Here is a 13,524-nt window from a genome sequence, read left to right as displayed (position 1 = left end):
GTCCCTTTGTTTCCGTCGGCCCGCCTGGAGAGTGCACGTACATGGAGTTCCAGCTCCTCGGAACCGTGGCGATCAACGGAGGGACGGGGCCCGTGCCGCTCGGGCCCGTCAAACGGCGGAGCCTGCTCGCCATGCTGTTGCTGCACGCCCCGGCAGCCGTATCCATCGACACGCTCACCGAGGCGCTGTGGGAGGACGAGCCGCCACAGCACGCGCGCACCGTCATCCAGGGGCACGTCTCACGGCTGCGCGCACTGATCGCCGAGGCGGGCCTGGACGCGTACGGCGTCGAACTGACCACACAAGGGCGGGCGTACGCGCTGCGACTGCCCGAGACGCTTCTCGACGTACGCCGTTTCGAGGACCTGGCCGCGCTGGCCCGGCGGCAGCGCGAACCGGCCGACGCGGCGCTGATGCTGCGCGAGGCGCTCGCCCTGTGGCAGGGGCCGGCGCTCGGCGGGATCAACGGCACGGCCCCGCTGCTCGCCGCCGCGAACGCGCTGGAGGAGAGCAGGATCGCCGCGGTCGAGCAACTGGCGGCCACCTGCGCGGTGCTCGGCGAGCACGACCGCGCGGTGGCGCTGCTCGGCAAGGAGGCCGCGACGCATCCGCTGCGCGAGCCGCTGATCGCCTCGCTGATCCGGGTGCTGTACCGCGCGGGCCGCCAGTCCGACGCCCTGGAGCAGTACCACCGCACCCGCAGGGAACTCGCCGACACGATGGGCGTCGACCCGGGGCCCATGCTGCGGGAGGCGTACGAGGAGGTGCTCGACGGGACGGCCGGTTCGGGGTGGGAAGAGGGGGGCGCGGCGGAACCGGCACCCGGAAGGGCCCTCACGCGGGCCCCCGAGGCCGCCGTCGACCTGCTGCCGCGCCCGACCCGCGGATTCCACGGGCGCGCGCCCGAGCTCGCCGCGCTGACCGCCACCGCCACCGCCTCCGAGGCGCCCATCGCCCTGGTCGCCGGGCCCGCCGGGGTCGGCAAGACCTCGCTGGTCGTGCACTGGGCGTACGCCCACGCAGACAACTACCCCGACGGCAGGCTGTTCGCCGATCTGCGCGGATACAGCGGCACCGAGCCCGCCCAACCGGCCGATGTCCTCAGGGAGTTCCTGCTCGCTCTCGGAGTGCGGGCCCCGGCCGTGCCCGAGTCGCTCGACGCCGCGGCGGCACTGTTCCGGTCCACGGTCAAGGACCGGCGGCTCCTCGTCGTCCTGGACAACGCCAAGGACTCCGCCCAGGTCCGTCCGCTGCTGCCCGGCGGCCCCGGCTGCGCCACCGTCGTCACCGGCCGGACCCGGCTCGACGCCGTCATCGCGTCGGACTGTGCCACGCCGATCCCCGTCGGGGTGCTCGACGAGGACGACGCGGCCCTGCTGCTCACCGAGGCGCTCGGCCCCGATGCCTCCGACGAGCGCGGCGTGCGCGAGGTGGCCCGACTGTGCGACGGCCTGCCGCTCGCCCTGCGCATCGCCGCGGCCCGGCTCAAGGGCCGTCGGCACTGGACGGTCGCCGACCTGGCCGCCGAGCTGGCCGACGAGGGGGCCCGGTTGACGCTTCTGTCCGCCGAGGACACCGGGGTCGAGGCCGCCCTCCGTGCCTCCGTCGCCTGCCTCGATGCCGCAGATGCCGCGCTGCTCGGCGCGCTCGGGCACTCCTTCGCCCGGCAGAGCGACGCCTACGCCGCCGCGGCCGCGGCAGGGATCGGGCTCGCCGAGGCCCGAGCGGGACTCGACCGGCTCGCCGCGGCGCACCTGGTCCAGGAGGCGGGACCGGGCCGCTACAGCCTGCACGACCTCGTACGGATCTACGCGCGCGGACTGCCCCGCGCGGAAGCGCCCGACGCGGTCACCCGACGCCTGGTCGACCACTGGCTGCGCGCCCAGCACGCCGCCGTGGACGTGTTCGACCCCACCGGTTCACGGACCGTGCCGCTGCCCGAAGGACTCGAAGCAGGGCCACCCGTACCGCGGTTCGCCGACTGCGATGCCGTGTTCGGCTGGTTCCTCAAGGAGCAGGAGTCACTGATGGCCGCCGTCTCGGCGGCCGCCAGGCTCGACGACGAGGACCGCACCTGGCGGATCGCCGCCCTGTTGTGGCCACTCGTCCACGGGCGGCCGTACCCCGGCTGGCAGCAGCCGCTGCACACGGCGCTCGCCGCCGCGGAGCGGATCGGCAGCACTGAGGGCATCGGCTGGCTGCGGGCCGTCACAGGCATGCTGTTCGTGGAGACCGGGCAGTTCGCGCGCGCCGAGACCCTGCTGGCCGGCGCGGTGGCTCCGCTGCGCAGTTTCGCACCCGAGGTCTCCTGCCAGGTCCTCGTCCTGCTCGCCATCGCCCGCCACCGGCACGGAAACCCGGTCGGCGTGCTCGACGCGCTGGCGGACGCCGCGCGCGACGCCCGTACGGCCGACCACCCGATCGCTGTCACCCTGGAGCGCTACCACGCCGCCCATGTCGCCCTGACTCAGGGCGACTTCGCGGCGGCGGCCGAACACACGGCCCGCTGTATCGACGCCATCCCCGAGAGCGAGATCGTCGGCTGGCGGCCGCTCATCTGGGAGTCGTACGGCATCGCACTGCACGACAGCGGGCTGCACCAGGAGGCCCGCGAGGCGTTGCTCGCCGCTGTCGCCGCCAACGAGGAGGAGGGCCTCCCGGCCCGTACGGTACGGGCGCTGACCCGGCTCGGGGAGGTCGCCGCAGTGCTTGACGAGCCGCTCTCGGAAGCCGCGTACCGGGCCAGAGCGGAACAGGTCGGGAAGTCCCTGGTGCGACCCCATTGACCTGCGACAACGGTGCGTTAGCCAGGTGTTAGTGGAACGGCAGCGCGACGCGGCAGCCTGGGGTCGTACACCACGCACACCACCATCGGGGGAGCACCACCATGCGTACAGCCCTGCGTAAGAAGTCCACGCTCGCCATTGCCGCCTTCGCGGCCCTCACCCTCTCGCTGACCGCCTGCAACGACGGCAGCGGTACGGAGGACAGCGGTGCCGCCGATTCGTCGACCACCTCGACGGCGCCGGACAACTCGTCCGAACCGAGCGGCAGTTCGGCATCCACCGGCGGCAAGCCCGCGGCCGAAGGCGACAAGGGCGACACCGGCTCATCCGACTCCGGGGGCGCCTCCCAGCAGGACGGCACCAGTACCGGCGCCGACGGAGAGGGCGTCAACACCGGAGGCGGCGAGGGGACGTACACCGGCACGCTCACCTACCTCGCCGACCACAAGCTGATGGTCGACGACCAGGCATTCCTCGTCGACGACAGCACCGCCATCCTCGGCGCCGCGGCGATCTGCGGAGCCCCGGACGGCAGCGTCTCCGCCGACGACTCCGGCGCGGGCACCCTCAAGTGCACCTACGACGACCTGGTGAAGGCGGCCAAGACGGGCTCCGTCAAGGTGAAGGTCCTCAAGGACTCGGACGGCATCGCGGTGAGGGTCGCCGAGATCTACCACCCATAACGGGCATCGATGTTCCGGGCCGCTGTTGGCCGCCACTCGGTCAGGCGGCCGACAGCGGCACCCTCTGGGCCATCGCCCCAGCCATGGATGCTCGCTGACGGGTGGAGACTGGAGTCCTGTCGCCGTCGTACGCCGAGGAGCTCTCATGCAGGTAGCCGTGGTCACCTTCGACGGGTTCAACGAGGTGGACAGCTTTGTGGCGTCCTCGCTGATCAACCGGTGCCGCGAGGACGGCCTGGAGGCGTTCATCACGACGCCGACCTCGCACGTCACGTCGATGAACGGGGTCGAGGTGGCAGGGCAGCGCCCGATGGAGTTCCTGACCGAGGCCGACGTCGTCCTGATCGGCAGCGGTGTACGCACCCGGGACGTGATCGCCGACGACAAGCTGGTGGACCGGATCACTCTCGACCCCGCCCGGCAACTGATCGGTTCCCAGTGTTCGGGAGCGCTGGTGCTCGCCCGCCTGGGCCTGCTGGACGGCCGTCCCGCCTGCACCGACCAGAAGACCCGTCGCTTCGCCGAAGCCATGGGCCTGAGCGTGCTCGACACTCCGTTCCACGCGGACGGCAACATCGCCACGGCGGGCGGATGCCTGGCCTCCCAGTACCTCGCCGCCTGGGTGATCACTCGCACCCTCGGCGAGGAAGCGGCCCGCGCCGTCCTCGACTACGTGGCCCCCGTCGGAGAGAACGCGGACACTGTCGAGCGCGCCCTGAGCCACGTACGCACAGCCGACGCCCTCCGGACCGGCACCGCGTACCACCCCGCGGAAGCGTGACCAGACCACCGATCTGGACAGGAGGCCGTCCGAGTCGGACCGGCCTGACCGGTGCGGCACGCCGTCTGGCATCCTCGGGCGATGCAGAAGCCTGCTCCCGTCGCCCCGCGCCCGCCGGACACGACCGTCTCGCCGGACGCGCCGACCGACATTCGTTTCCCGCTGCTCACCCAGCAGTGGCTGGACCTGACGTTCATCCACTGGGCCGTCGAACCGGCCACGGTGGCGGGGCTGCTGCCGCCGGGGACCACGCCCGATGTCCATGACGGAGTCACCTACGTCGGACTGGTCGCCTTCCGCATGCACAAGGTCGGCTGGTTCCGGCTGCCGGGAGTGCCCTACCTCGGCTCGTTCCCGGAGACCAACGTACGTCTGTACTCGGTGGACGCGCACGGCCGCCGCGGTGTCGTGTTCCGCTCGATGGACGCCTCACGGCTGCTCCCGGTGGTGCTGGGCCGCGTCGGGTTCCGGCTTCCCTATCTGTGGTCCCGGATGGCGGTGCGCGCGGACGGCGGCACGGTGACGTACAGCAGCGAACGCCGCAGGCCCGGCGGCCGGGGCGCGTACAGCCGGGTCACCGTACGCACCGGTGAACGCATCGACGAACCCAGCGAGCTGGAACACTTCCTCACCGCCCGTTGGGGCCTGCACAACTCCTTCGGCGGGGGAACGGCGTATCTGCCCAACCATCACCCGCGCTGGCCCCTGTACCGCGCCGAACTGGTCGAGTGCGACGAGAACCTGGTCACCGCGGCCGGACTGGCCGCGCCGAGCGCCGCACCGGTCAGCGTGCTGTACACACCGGGCGTCCCGGTACGTCTGGGGCGCCCCACCCGCCGACCGGAGAACTGAAGCGCGGGCGGTCCTCAACCAACGATCGGTGTTTCGGTGGTGTAGAGGAAGCGGGTCAGGGAGCGGTCGAGGAAGTTCTCCTCGTCGGCGGCGACGGTCGTGGTGAAGGTGTCGGAGGTGAACCAGCGGGTCGCATCGGCGATGTCGTCGAACCAGACCTCGACGACTCCGTCGTAGTAGGTGTGGCATACGCCGGGGATCTCGTCGTCGGTGGGCAGGAGCAGGACATGGCGCCGGACCGGCACCGCCCCGTCCGTCACGGTCGCGATCAGCGGCAGGTGCTTGTGCGTCCAGTACTCCACGAACTCTTCGTGAGTGAGGTCCGCGCGCCGAGTCAGGAAGATACTGATCTTGATCACGGAACTCCTCGTGACAGGTCGGCTCTACTGGGTAACTCCCATGCTGCCCAGGCGACTTGAGCGGCGGCCGAGACCACGGTGGGGAGTCGAGACGCAAGGCCACTGGGTCGGCAGGATGTCTGTCGCGACGCCGCGCACCGCGCGGGGGCGGTCGCGTCCCGCCGCCCGGGTCGAGATCTCTGAGACAGGACTCGGACATTCTCAGGATCACTTAAGGATCAACGCGGCCCTAGTGTCCTCGGTGTCAGCAGAAGACACCGCTACCGACAGGTCCTTGAGTTCCTCCTCCGGCTCCGGCGCCGAGGCCGGTGCCGGTAAGGGTGGCGACGGCAAGAAGGACGGTTACGGGCAGTCGTGTGGGACCAACGATGTGAGTCTCACGCTGACGTCCCAGTCGCAGGCGGGTGGCTACTACCTGGTCACGGCCAAGGCGAAGTCCGGGATCACCTGCTACCTGGATGTCAACACGCCGAGTGTGTCGTTCGGTTCCGGTGCGGAGGGCGTGGCGTCCCCGGTCGGGCAGGGTGGTGAGGACCCGATCAAGCTCGGTGGTTCCGCGGTCGCGTACACCGATACCAGCCCCAAGTCGACGGACGCGGACGGTGGTGTCGAGTTCAACAGCGTGATAGTCGCCCTGACCGAGGACGACTCGAACCCCGCCGAGCTGAAGCTGCCCGAGCCGGCCACCGTCGACAAGCCCATCGTCACCAACTGGTCGACCAACAGCGCCGAGACCGTCCCCGTCATCCCGTAGCCCGACAGCGGTGCACTGACTCCGGCGGCACCTCTGGGCACGGCAACTCTGTACGGTGCAGTGCTACTTAATGAAGCGGGGTGACGCCTATGCCGTCTGCGGCGTACAGCGGGATGGCCCCGGGGTCGGTGCGGCGGGACGGGTTCGGGACCCATTGCTCGGCCCCCAAGCGACATCGTCGGCCGTCAGGCCCCAACTCGTGCCCTTCGACCGCGCGCTGGGGCAGGAGAGAGTCAGATCGGTGTTGGGGTACACCAAGATCTGGGCAACCGGCAGCGGTCCTCCTTCATCACGCAGGCGCAGGCAGGTCAGCGCGGCGAGGTTCCCGCCGGAACTGTCACCCATGACGACGTTAGAGACCGGGCCCCACGTCAGCCGAGCCGACCACCAGGTCCTCGACATGGTCGATCTCGGGGCCCGGCGGCCGGGCTTCAGCGCGGAGCCGCTGCGCACGCCGCAACTCCACCGCGCCCACGGCACGGGCGGGTGGCCCGGGGTCCTGTCGAACAGCCCTGATGAAGGCGGCCAGTTCGGCATCGGCGAACGAGGGGTCGATCGGTTCGGCCACGGGCGCTAGGATGCCACCTTGATCTGAACGGGCCCGGTCCGGAGACAGCCACACTTGAGGAACGGGGAGTTGGAAGACAGAGGTCGCTTGGGTTCGTCGGCCCGCCTCGCGCCCAACAGCTGAGCCCGGCCCAGGGGAGCCAGCTACTCGCGCTGCACCCCGGTAAGACCTCGGCAACGACTGGCCGCCGGATCCACCGGGCCGTGCCCGAGCGCCTTGGAGGAACCCAGCAGCCGGGCCGGTTCGGCAGGGGTGAGCTCGCCCACGCAGCGGCGCGCCAGCGTCGGCGACCTCGTATGTGTGGCCACCGGACGATGGAGACCTGTACGTGTCGAGGTGAATCTTTCGAGGGGCGGCGCTCCACCGCGCCTCGCTGCGGCACGCTGGTGTCCTTGTGCACCGACGCCCGTTCACCCGCTCGGCCGGAGCACCGCTGTGCACGCGTGTGCCCGTGTAGAAAATGATCTCCAGCGGACGGTTCCGCCGAGCCCAGCGCAACTACCAAGGAGACCTGCGTTCATGAACACCAGCGATACCGGTGGCGACACCGATGGGGCCAGGGCCGCAGGGGCTCACCCGACGCCGCCCGCTTCGCCTGCGGCCACCGGGAAGGAGGCGCCGGGCCTGCCGAGCGAGCGGCTGCTGCTGTTCACCGACGCGGTGACCGCCATCTCCCTCACCCTGCTGGTCCTGCCGTTGGTCGACCTCGTTCCCGAGGCCGCGTCCGCCCACGAGCACGCCCGGGACGTCATCTTCGATCACCTCGACCAGATCTGGAGCTTCCTGCTGAGCTTCGTCGTGGTGGCCAGGCTCTGGTTCGCCCACCACCGGGCCTTCTCCGCGGTCGGTTCGCTCAACCGCTCCCTGTCGGTGTGGAACATGGGCTGGCTGCTGTGCATCGTGGTCCTGCCTCTGCCGACGGAGATGATCGGGTCCTTCGGGGGCGATCAATTCGCGTCGACGTTCTACTACCTCACGCTCCTGGCGAGCATGGTGTGCCACATGGCGTTGCTGAGGGTGCTGAAGGGGCACTCCGAACTGCTGGCCGATGACGGGGAGAAGTCTCGCGCCCTGGTTGCCGACTCTTACGCCGAGTCCGTCCGCAACATCGTGGCGATGGTCCTGGCTCTCGTGATCGCACTCGCCGTACCGCCCCTGCGGTACTACAGCCTCCTGCTGCTCGCCTCCACCCCGTGGATGGAGCGCCTGGGCGCGTGGTACCGCTCACGCTGAGCGCCTGAGCGCCTGAGCGCCTGAGCGCCTGAGCGCCTGAGCGCCTGAGCGCCTGAGCGCCTGAGCGCCTGAGAGGCGCATATCGTCGGCGTATCGAAAAGCCGATACGCGTCGGCAACACCGGGCCGACTTGGCTGGCGTCATGTCCTACCGCGAACCAGCACTCCTGCCCGTCCCCGTGACCCTCCCCCTGCCCCTCTCCGTGACACTCACCGTCGCGGCGATCAGCGACGCCGAGCATCTGGCCTTCGTGCGGGCGCGGCGGTCGGTGAACTTCGCGCAGACCCCGGCGTGGGGGCGGGTGAAGACGGAGTGGCGCAGCGAGTCGCTCGGATGGTTCGACGGCGGGCGGCTCGTGGGGGCGGGGCTCGTCCTGCACCGTCCGGTGCCGGGACTTTCGCGGTTCACGCTCGCGTATCTGCCGTGGGGACCTGACATCGACTGGACCGGGGACATCGGTGCGTGGCTCGACCCGCTGGCGGCACACCTCAAGGCCCGCGGCGCGTTCGCGATCCGGCTGTGCCCGCCGGTGCGCACGCACACCTGGACCGCGGCGCAGGTCAAGCACGGCGTGGCCGACCCGGGGACGCGACGGCTCACCGAACTCCCCGACGGGCTCATGGATCCGGTGGGTGCCGAGGTGAGCCGACAGCTCCGGGCGGCCCGCTGGCTGCCGCAGAGTCCTGAGGACGGGTTCGGGGCCGGTCAGCCACAGTTCACGTACGAGGTGCCGCTGGCGGGAAGGTCCGAGGACGACGTCCTGAAGGCCATGAATCAGCAGTGGCGCCGCAACGTCAACAAGGCCGCGAAGGCAGGGGTCGAGGTCACGGTCGGTGCCGCGTCGGACCTCGCGGCGTTCCACGAGCTCTACGTGCACACCGCCGCGCGCGACGGATTCACGCCGCGGCCCGCTGCGTACTTCGAGACGATGTTCGCGGAGTTGAGCGCCGAGGATCCCGGGCGGATCGCGCTCTATCTGGCGCGCCACGAGGGCGAGTTGGTGGCCGCGACGATCCTGGTGCGGGTGGGCGGGCACGCCTGGTACGTGTACGGCGCCTCCTCGACGGCCAAGCGCGAGGTGCGGGGCTCCAACGCGTGCCAGTGGGCGATGATCCGTGCCGCCCTGGCGGCGGGCTGCGACGTCTACGACCTGCGGGGCATCACGCCGACGCTCGATGCCGCCGATCCGCAGGTGGGCCTGATCCGGTTCAAGGTTGGCACCGGGGGGCGTGCGGTGCGGTACGTGGGGGAGTGGGATCTCCCGCTGCGACCGCTGGTCTACCGCGCCTTCGACCTGTACATGCGGCGGCGCGGGCGCTGAGCCCGCGCCGCCCGGTCACTGGAGTGCGGCGGCCACCTCGTCGAGGCGGGCGCCGCGCGACGCCTTGACGAGGACGACGTCGCCATCGGTGAGGATCTCGCGCAGCCAGGCGACGGCCGCTTGGTTGTCGGTGAACGCGACCGCCCGTTCCCCCGCGGCGTCGGCGAGGGGGCGGGCGGCTTCGCCGACGACGGCCACCAGATCGGCGCGCGCGGCCGCGTACTCGCCCACCGCTCGGTGTTCTGCCTCGCTGTGGGCGCCGAGTTCGAGCATCGCGCCGAGTACGGCGATGCGGCGCCGGGCCGCGATCGCGGCGAGCGTGTCCAGGGCGGCTCGGGTGGAGTCGGGGTTGGCGTTGTAGGAGTCGTTGAGCAGGGTCGCGCCGCAGGCCAGGGTGCGTGGCTCCATGCGCCACCTGGACAGGGCGACGGTGCTGAGGGCCACCGCCGAGGTGATCAGGGGGATGCCTGCCGCGAGTCCCGCCGTGGCGGCGGCCGCCGCGTTGAGTGCCTGGTGGGCGCCCACGATGGGCAGCGCGACACGGGCCGAGGCGCCGGAGGTGCGCAGCGTGAAGGCCGCCCGGCCCAGGCGGTCGAGGATCAGGTCCGTGACACGGACGTCGGCGTGCTCGGCGCGGCCGAAGGTCAAGGCCGGCCCGTCGGTCAGCGCGCGCATCGCGACGACGCTGGGGTCGTCGGCGTTGAGGACGGCGGTGCCGCCGGGTACGAGGCCGCGTACGAGTTCGCCCTTGGTCCGTGCGATGGCCGCACGCGAGCCGAACTCCCCGATGTGGGCCTGGCCGACGTTGAGCACGACCGCGATGTCGGGCGCGACCAGCTCGGTGAGGTGGGCTATGTCGCCGATGTGGCGGGCGCCCATTTCGAGGGCGAGGAAGCGGGTGCGTGCGTCGGCGCGGAGCATGGTCAGGGGCACGCCGAGTTCGTTGTTGTACGAACCGTGGGTGGCGACGGTCGGCCCGGCGCCCGAAAGAATCACGGACAGCATGTCCTTGGTGCTCGTCTTGCCCTGCGAGCCGGTCACCGCAACGACGGTCAGCCGCTCGCGCAGCCGGGCCACGGAGTGGGCGGCGAGTGTCTGAAGTGCGGCAGGTACGTCGCCGACGACGACGGTGGGCAGTGATGTCGGCCGCGAGCCGAGCACGGCGGTCGCACGGGTGCGGTCGGCGTAGTCGTGGCCGTCGACGCGCTCACCGGCCATGGCGACGAAGAGACCGCCCGGTTCGCCGTACCGGCTGTCGAGTACGGCCGGCGCACTCACCGTGACGGTCGCATCCCCCGTGACCCGGCCGCCGACGAGCGCGGCGATGTGGGCGAGGGAGAGGGGGCGCGGGGCGGGGGTCGGCTGGCTCCGAGTCATGACGTCAGTGAAGGCGGCGGGGTGTTGCCGGGGCGTATGCGGTTCTCGATACGCCGGCGATACGTGGGCAGGGGCAGGGGCAGGGGCAGGGGCACGGGCGGGTGCAGGGACTGTGGCTCCGGCCGGACCACCGGAGCCACGCCGGGTTCATCCCAGACTCACCTGTGTGATGGGGAAGTCGAAATAGGTGTCCGGGTAGGGCTCGTCCGTGAGCGTGTAATGCCACCATTCACAGGCGTAGGAGCGGAATCCGCTGGACTCCATGACGGAGCGAAGACGCCCGCGGCTTTCCATCGCGACCTGCGGTATCCCTTCCGCTCCGTGATGCGAGACCGAGTCCATCAGGTCGTGGCCGCCGCCCATGGCGGCGAGGTCGCCGCTGTCCAGGTGATACAGCGTCAAGTCGACGGTACTGCCGCGGCTGTGGCCCGATTTGGCGGCCACATATCCGTTCTCGAACATCTCGGGCCGGTCGATACGGGGGTAATGGCGCTGCTTGGTGCGGCCGTCCTCCGGCTGCCTGGACCAGCGCAGGAAAGAGTCCACGGCGCGTTGCGGGCGGTAGGCGTCCCAGAGAAGCAGGCCGAATCCGTGCGTGGCCGCCTCTTCCCGCGCGCTCTGCAAGGCCGCACACAGAGCCCTGGTGCCGACGATGCGATTGGCCAGATAGCCGGTGACCGGCCGTCCGGTGAAGTTGTCCCAGGTGGCGTACTTCGCGTCCCAGCGGACCCCGGGCATGAACTCGTCGATGAAGACGAAGTCGTCACGCATCGGCCTGCTCCGTCGGAGGCAGGGGCCGGGCGAGGGCCTCGGCCACCAGGCGGTCGATCACTTCGGACAGCGGAACTCCGGCGGCGGCCATCATCCTGGGATAGCGGCTGTACGAGGTCATACCGGGGAACGTGTTGACCTCGTTGAGGACGACCTGTCCGTCGTCCTTGAGGAACAGGTCCACGCGCGCGAGTCCACGGCAGCCCAGGGCGCGGTAGACGGCCTTCGCCACGTCCTGGACACGGGCCCGGGACGCAGCCGGAATATCGGCGGGGACGATCGGCGTCGAATTGTCGGAGCCGGTCTCGGGCGTGTCCTCCTGGTGGATCCGGAAGAATCCGTGGGACAGAGAGATGCGGTCAACTTCCCCTGCGGTCAGATCCGTTCCGGCGCCCAGGATGGCGCATCCCACCTCGCTGCCGACGACCGCCTCCTCGACCAGGACTTTCGTGTCGTACCGCCGGGCGACCGCCAGAGCGGCCGGCAGTTCCTCCGCGTGCGCCACCTTGCTGACCCCGAAGGAAGACCCCGAGCGGGCCGGCTTCACGAAGACGGGATAGGTGAGCCGGTCGGCGTCGACGTCGTCGTCCGCCGTGACCGTCCAGAATTTCGGCGTGGCGATTCCGGCGCGGGCAGCGACGACGTAGGTGAGGGACTTGTCCATGCCCAGGGCGGAACTCTGCACGTCGCAGCCCACGTACGGGATTCCGGACAGCTCCAGGAGGCCCTGGACCGCGCCGTCCTCCCCGAGCTTGCCGTGCAGCACGGGCATCACGACGTCCAGGCCGACCGTGTCGTACTTCCCCTGATCGAGGACGAGCAGTCCGCGCACATCGCGGTCCGTGGACAGCACGGCGGACCGGTGAGCGCCGCTCTCCCAGTCCGTGGCGGGGCCCTCGCAGAACTTCCAGGCGCCGTCGCGTGTGATCCCGATGAAGTACGGCTCGTACGTGTCCGGGTCGAGGTTGCGTGCGACCTCCCGCGCGGACTTGATGGAGATGGAGTGTTCCTCCGAGCTGCCTCCGAAGAGGATTCCGACCTGAATCTTGGTCTTAGGCATGCTGATTCCTGCTCTCGAATTCCAGGCAGTTGGTGATCGAACTCTCGACCGCTTCGCGCAGGGCGCGGTCCGTGTAATACGCGGTGTGCGGGCTGATGAACGCGTTCGGCATTTCCTGCAGCCGCAGCAGTGGCTTGCTGTCGACGGGCGCGTTCCGTCGGTTGGCGTAGAACACGCCTTCCTCGCCCTCGACGACATCAAGGGCGACACCGCCCAGATGCCCGTCCTCCAGCGCCTCGACCAGCGCGGCCGTGTCGATGAGGGCGCCACGCCCGGTGTTGACCACGAACGCGCCGGGTTTCATCCGCTGGATGCGCTCACGGTCGAGGAGGTGGTGCGTCTCTGCGTTGAGCGGCGCGTGGAGCGTGACGACGTCGCTCGATCTCAGCAGTTCATCGAGCGACACCTCGTCGCCAGGATCACCGGATGCGCCAGCGTGATTTCCGTACGCCAACATCGGGCAGCGGAAGGCGCGCAGCCTTTCCATCACGGCCGTACCGATGCGCCCCGTTCCGACCACACCGACGGTCAGGTCGCGCAGTTCCTTCCCCCGTACGTCGTGCAGCCGGTAGTCGTGCACATCCGCGCGGCGGACCGTGGACTTGGCGTGGCGCACCGCCATCAGCAACATCATCACCGTGTAGTCGGCGACGCCGTCGGGGGAGTAGCAGACGTTCCCCACGGAAATGCCGACACGGCCCGCATAATCCACGTCGATGTGGTCGCAGCCGATGCTTCGTGTGGAGAGGTAGGAGACACCGACTCGGCTCAGGGCGCGAAGTGTTGCCGGGGTGATCCGGCTCTTGTGTCCGACGCTGACACACCGGTTTCCGGACGCCAGGTGGACGTTGTCCTCCGACACCGCGGACTCTGTGATCGTCGGCGTCATTCCGAAGCGCGGTGCCAGCTCACGGAATCGAGCCGCTTCATCCCGCCCGCATCCGAATGCAGTGATTCCCACTGGTTCGCTGTAGGTCAT

Annotated in this window: 14 protein-coding genes; 7 read left to right on the top strand and 7 right to left on the bottom strand. The window is 70.2% G+C overall.

The features are described 5' to 3' along the window. The first annotated feature begins 41 nt into the window (after window positions 1-41). The 4 genes from ACIO9J_RS02570 (at window position 42) to ACIO9J_RS02555 (ending at window position 5,102) form a co-directional block, all read left to right on the top strand. Window positions 42-2,786 (top strand): BTAD domain-containing putative transcriptional regulator, encoded by a 2,745-nt coding sequence (locus ACIO9J_RS02570; RefSeq protein ID WP_401991307.1) that lies wholly within the window; start codon window positions 42-44, stop codon window positions 2,784-2,786. A gap of 101 nt (window positions 2,787-2,887) precedes the next feature. Continuing rightward, window positions 2,888-3,469, top strand: coding sequence for a hypothetical protein (locus ACIO9J_RS02565; protein WP_401991304.1), 582 nt, complete (start codon window positions 2,888-2,890; stop codon window positions 3,467-3,469). A gap of 145 nt (window positions 3,470-3,614) precedes the next feature. Continuing rightward, window positions 3,615-4,250 (top strand): DJ-1/PfpI family protein, encoded by a 636-nt coding sequence (locus ACIO9J_RS02560; RefSeq protein WP_401991301.1) that lies wholly within the window; start codon window positions 3,615-3,617, stop codon window positions 4,248-4,250. A gap of 81 nt (window positions 4,251-4,331) precedes the next feature. Beyond that, window positions 4,332-5,102, top strand: coding sequence for a YqjF family protein (locus ACIO9J_RS02555; RefSeq protein ID WP_401991298.1), 771 nt, complete (start codon window positions 4,332-4,334; stop codon window positions 5,100-5,102). Between the two features lie 14 nt (window positions 5,103-5,116). Here the strand turns inward: ACIO9J_RS02555 and ACIO9J_RS02550 are convergent, their stop codons facing one another. Beyond that, window positions 5,117-5,461 carry an EthD domain-containing protein gene (locus tag ACIO9J_RS02550; protein WP_401991295.1) on the bottom strand — a complete coding sequence of 115 codons (345 nt, stop codon included), beginning with the start codon at window positions 5,459-5,461 and terminating at the stop codon, window positions 5,117-5,119. Between the two features lie 115 nt (window positions 5,462-5,576). On the opposite strand from ACIO9J_RS02550, the gene ACIO9J_RS02545 reads away from it, so the two are divergent. Beyond that, window positions 5,577-6,215: a DUF4232 domain-containing protein gene (locus ACIO9J_RS02545; protein WP_401991292.1), complete on the top strand. Its 639-nt coding sequence runs from the start codon at window positions 5,577-5,579 to the stop codon at window positions 6,213-6,215. Window positions 6,216-6,302: 87 nt separating this feature from the next. Here ACIO9J_RS02545 and ACIO9J_RS02540 read toward each other — a convergent pair whose 3' ends face one another. Beyond that, window positions 6,303-6,560 (bottom strand): alpha/beta hydrolase fold domain-containing protein, encoded by a 258-nt coding sequence (locus ACIO9J_RS02540; RefSeq protein ID WP_401991289.1) that lies wholly within the window; start codon window positions 6,558-6,560, stop codon window positions 6,303-6,305. Between the two features lie 7 nt (window positions 6,561-6,567). Then, a complete protein-coding gene (locus tag ACIO9J_RS02535; RefSeq protein ID WP_401991286.1) occupies window positions 6,568-6,783 on the bottom strand; it encodes a hypothetical protein in 216 nt (71 codons plus the stop codon). A 519-nt stretch (window positions 6,784-7,302) separates the two neighbouring features. Between ACIO9J_RS02535 and ACIO9J_RS02530 the strand changes: the two genes are divergently transcribed. Together ACIO9J_RS02530 and ACIO9J_RS02525 are read left to right on the top strand one after the other, a co-directional pair. After that, complete coding sequence (locus tag ACIO9J_RS02530; protein WP_401991283.1) at window positions 7,303-8,016, top strand: TMEM175 family protein; 714 nt, start codon at window positions 7,303-7,305, stop codon at window positions 8,014-8,016. Between the two features lie 142 nt (window positions 8,017-8,158). After that, the gene (locus tag ACIO9J_RS02525) at window positions 8,159-9,337 is read left to right on the top strand and encodes a lipid II:glycine glycyltransferase FemX (protein WP_401991281.1); all 1,179 of its coding nucleotides are present in this window, start codon (window positions 8,159-8,161) and stop codon (window positions 9,335-9,337) included. Between the two features lie 15 nt (window positions 9,338-9,352). On the opposite strand, the gene murF is transcribed toward ACIO9J_RS02525, so the two are convergent. The 4 genes from murF to ACIO9J_RS02505 all read right to left on the bottom strand — a co-directional run bounded on the left by murF (window position 9,353) and on the right by ACIO9J_RS02505 (window position 13,524). Beyond that, window positions 9,353-10,714, bottom strand: coding sequence for a UDP-N-acetylmuramoyl-tripeptide--D-alanyl-D-alanine ligase (gene murF / locus ACIO9J_RS02520; protein ID WP_401991278.1), 1,362 nt, complete (start codon window positions 10,712-10,714; stop codon window positions 9,353-9,355). A gap of 147 nt (window positions 10,715-10,861) precedes the next feature. Beyond that, window positions 10,862-11,485 carry a D-Ala-D-Ala dipeptidase VanX gene (gene vanX / locus ACIO9J_RS02515; protein WP_401991276.1) on the bottom strand — a complete coding sequence of 208 codons (624 nt, stop codon included), beginning with the start codon at window positions 11,483-11,485 and terminating at the stop codon, window positions 10,862-10,864. After that, the gene (gene vanA, locus ACIO9J_RS02510) at window positions 11,478-12,545 is read right to left on the bottom strand and encodes a D-alanine--(R)-lactate ligase (protein ID WP_401991273.1); all 1,068 of its coding nucleotides are present in this window, start codon (window positions 12,543-12,545) and stop codon (window positions 11,478-11,480) included. The genes vanX and vanA overlap by 8 nt, the downstream gene beginning before the upstream one ends. Then, a complete protein-coding gene (locus ACIO9J_RS02505; RefSeq protein ID WP_401991270.1) occupies window positions 12,538-13,524 on the bottom strand; it encodes a D-isomer specific 2-hydroxyacid dehydrogenase family protein in 987 nt (328 codons plus the stop codon). Before ACIO9J_RS02505 ends, vanA begins: the two co-directional genes overlap by 8 nt.

Origin of the sequence: Streptomyces sp. NPDC087300, assembly GCF_044744425.1 — a bacterium.
Lineage (GTDB): Bacteria > Actinomycetota > Actinomycetes > Streptomycetales > Streptomycetaceae > Streptomyces.
This window is presented reverse-complemented; position numbering and strand designations above follow the sequence as displayed.

Bases quoted from the DNA above. Each gene is read 5' to 3' on its own strand.
- ACIO9J_RS02505 (WP_401991270.1), bottom strand. From the start codon at position 13,524: ATGACCTACAGCGAACCAGTGGGAATCACTGCATTCGGATGCGGGCGG.
- ACIO9J_RS02560 (WP_401991301.1), top strand. From the start codon at position 3,615: ATGCAGGTAGCCGTGGTCACCTTCGACGGGTTCAACGAGGTGGACAGC.
- vanA (WP_401991273.1), bottom strand. From the start codon at position 12,545: ATGCCTAAGACCAAGATTCAGGTCGGAATCCTCTTCGGAGGCAGCTCG.
- ACIO9J_RS02545 (WP_401991292.1), top strand. From the start codon at position 5,577: ATGTCTGTCGCGACGCCGCGCACCGCGCGGGGGCGGTCGCGTCCCGCC.
- murF (WP_401991278.1), bottom strand. From the start codon at position 10,714: ATGACTCGGAGCCAGCCGACCCCCGCCCCGCGCCCCCTCTCCCTCGCC.
- ACIO9J_RS02540 (WP_401991289.1), bottom strand. From the start codon at position 6,560: ATGGGTGACAGTTCCGGCGGGAACCTCGCCGCGCTGACCTGCCTGCGC.
- ACIO9J_RS02565 (WP_401991304.1), top strand. From the start codon at position 2,888: ATGCGTACAGCCCTGCGTAAGAAGTCCACGCTCGCCATTGCCGCCTTC.
- ACIO9J_RS02525 (WP_401991281.1), top strand. From the start codon at position 8,159: ATGTCCTACCGCGAACCAGCACTCCTGCCCGTCCCCGTGACCCTCCCC.
- vanX (WP_401991276.1), bottom strand. From the start codon at position 11,485: ATGCGTGACGACTTCGTCTTCATCGACGAGTTCATGCCCGGGGTCCGC.
- ACIO9J_RS02530 (WP_401991283.1), top strand. From the start codon at position 7,303: ATGAACACCAGCGATACCGGTGGCGACACCGATGGGGCCAGGGCCGCA.
- ACIO9J_RS02555 (WP_401991298.1), top strand. From the start codon at position 4,332: ATGCAGAAGCCTGCTCCCGTCGCCCCGCGCCCGCCGGACACGACCGTC.
- ACIO9J_RS02570 (WP_401991307.1), top strand. From the start codon at position 42: ATGGAGTTCCAGCTCCTCGGAACCGTGGCGATCAACGGAGGGACGGGG.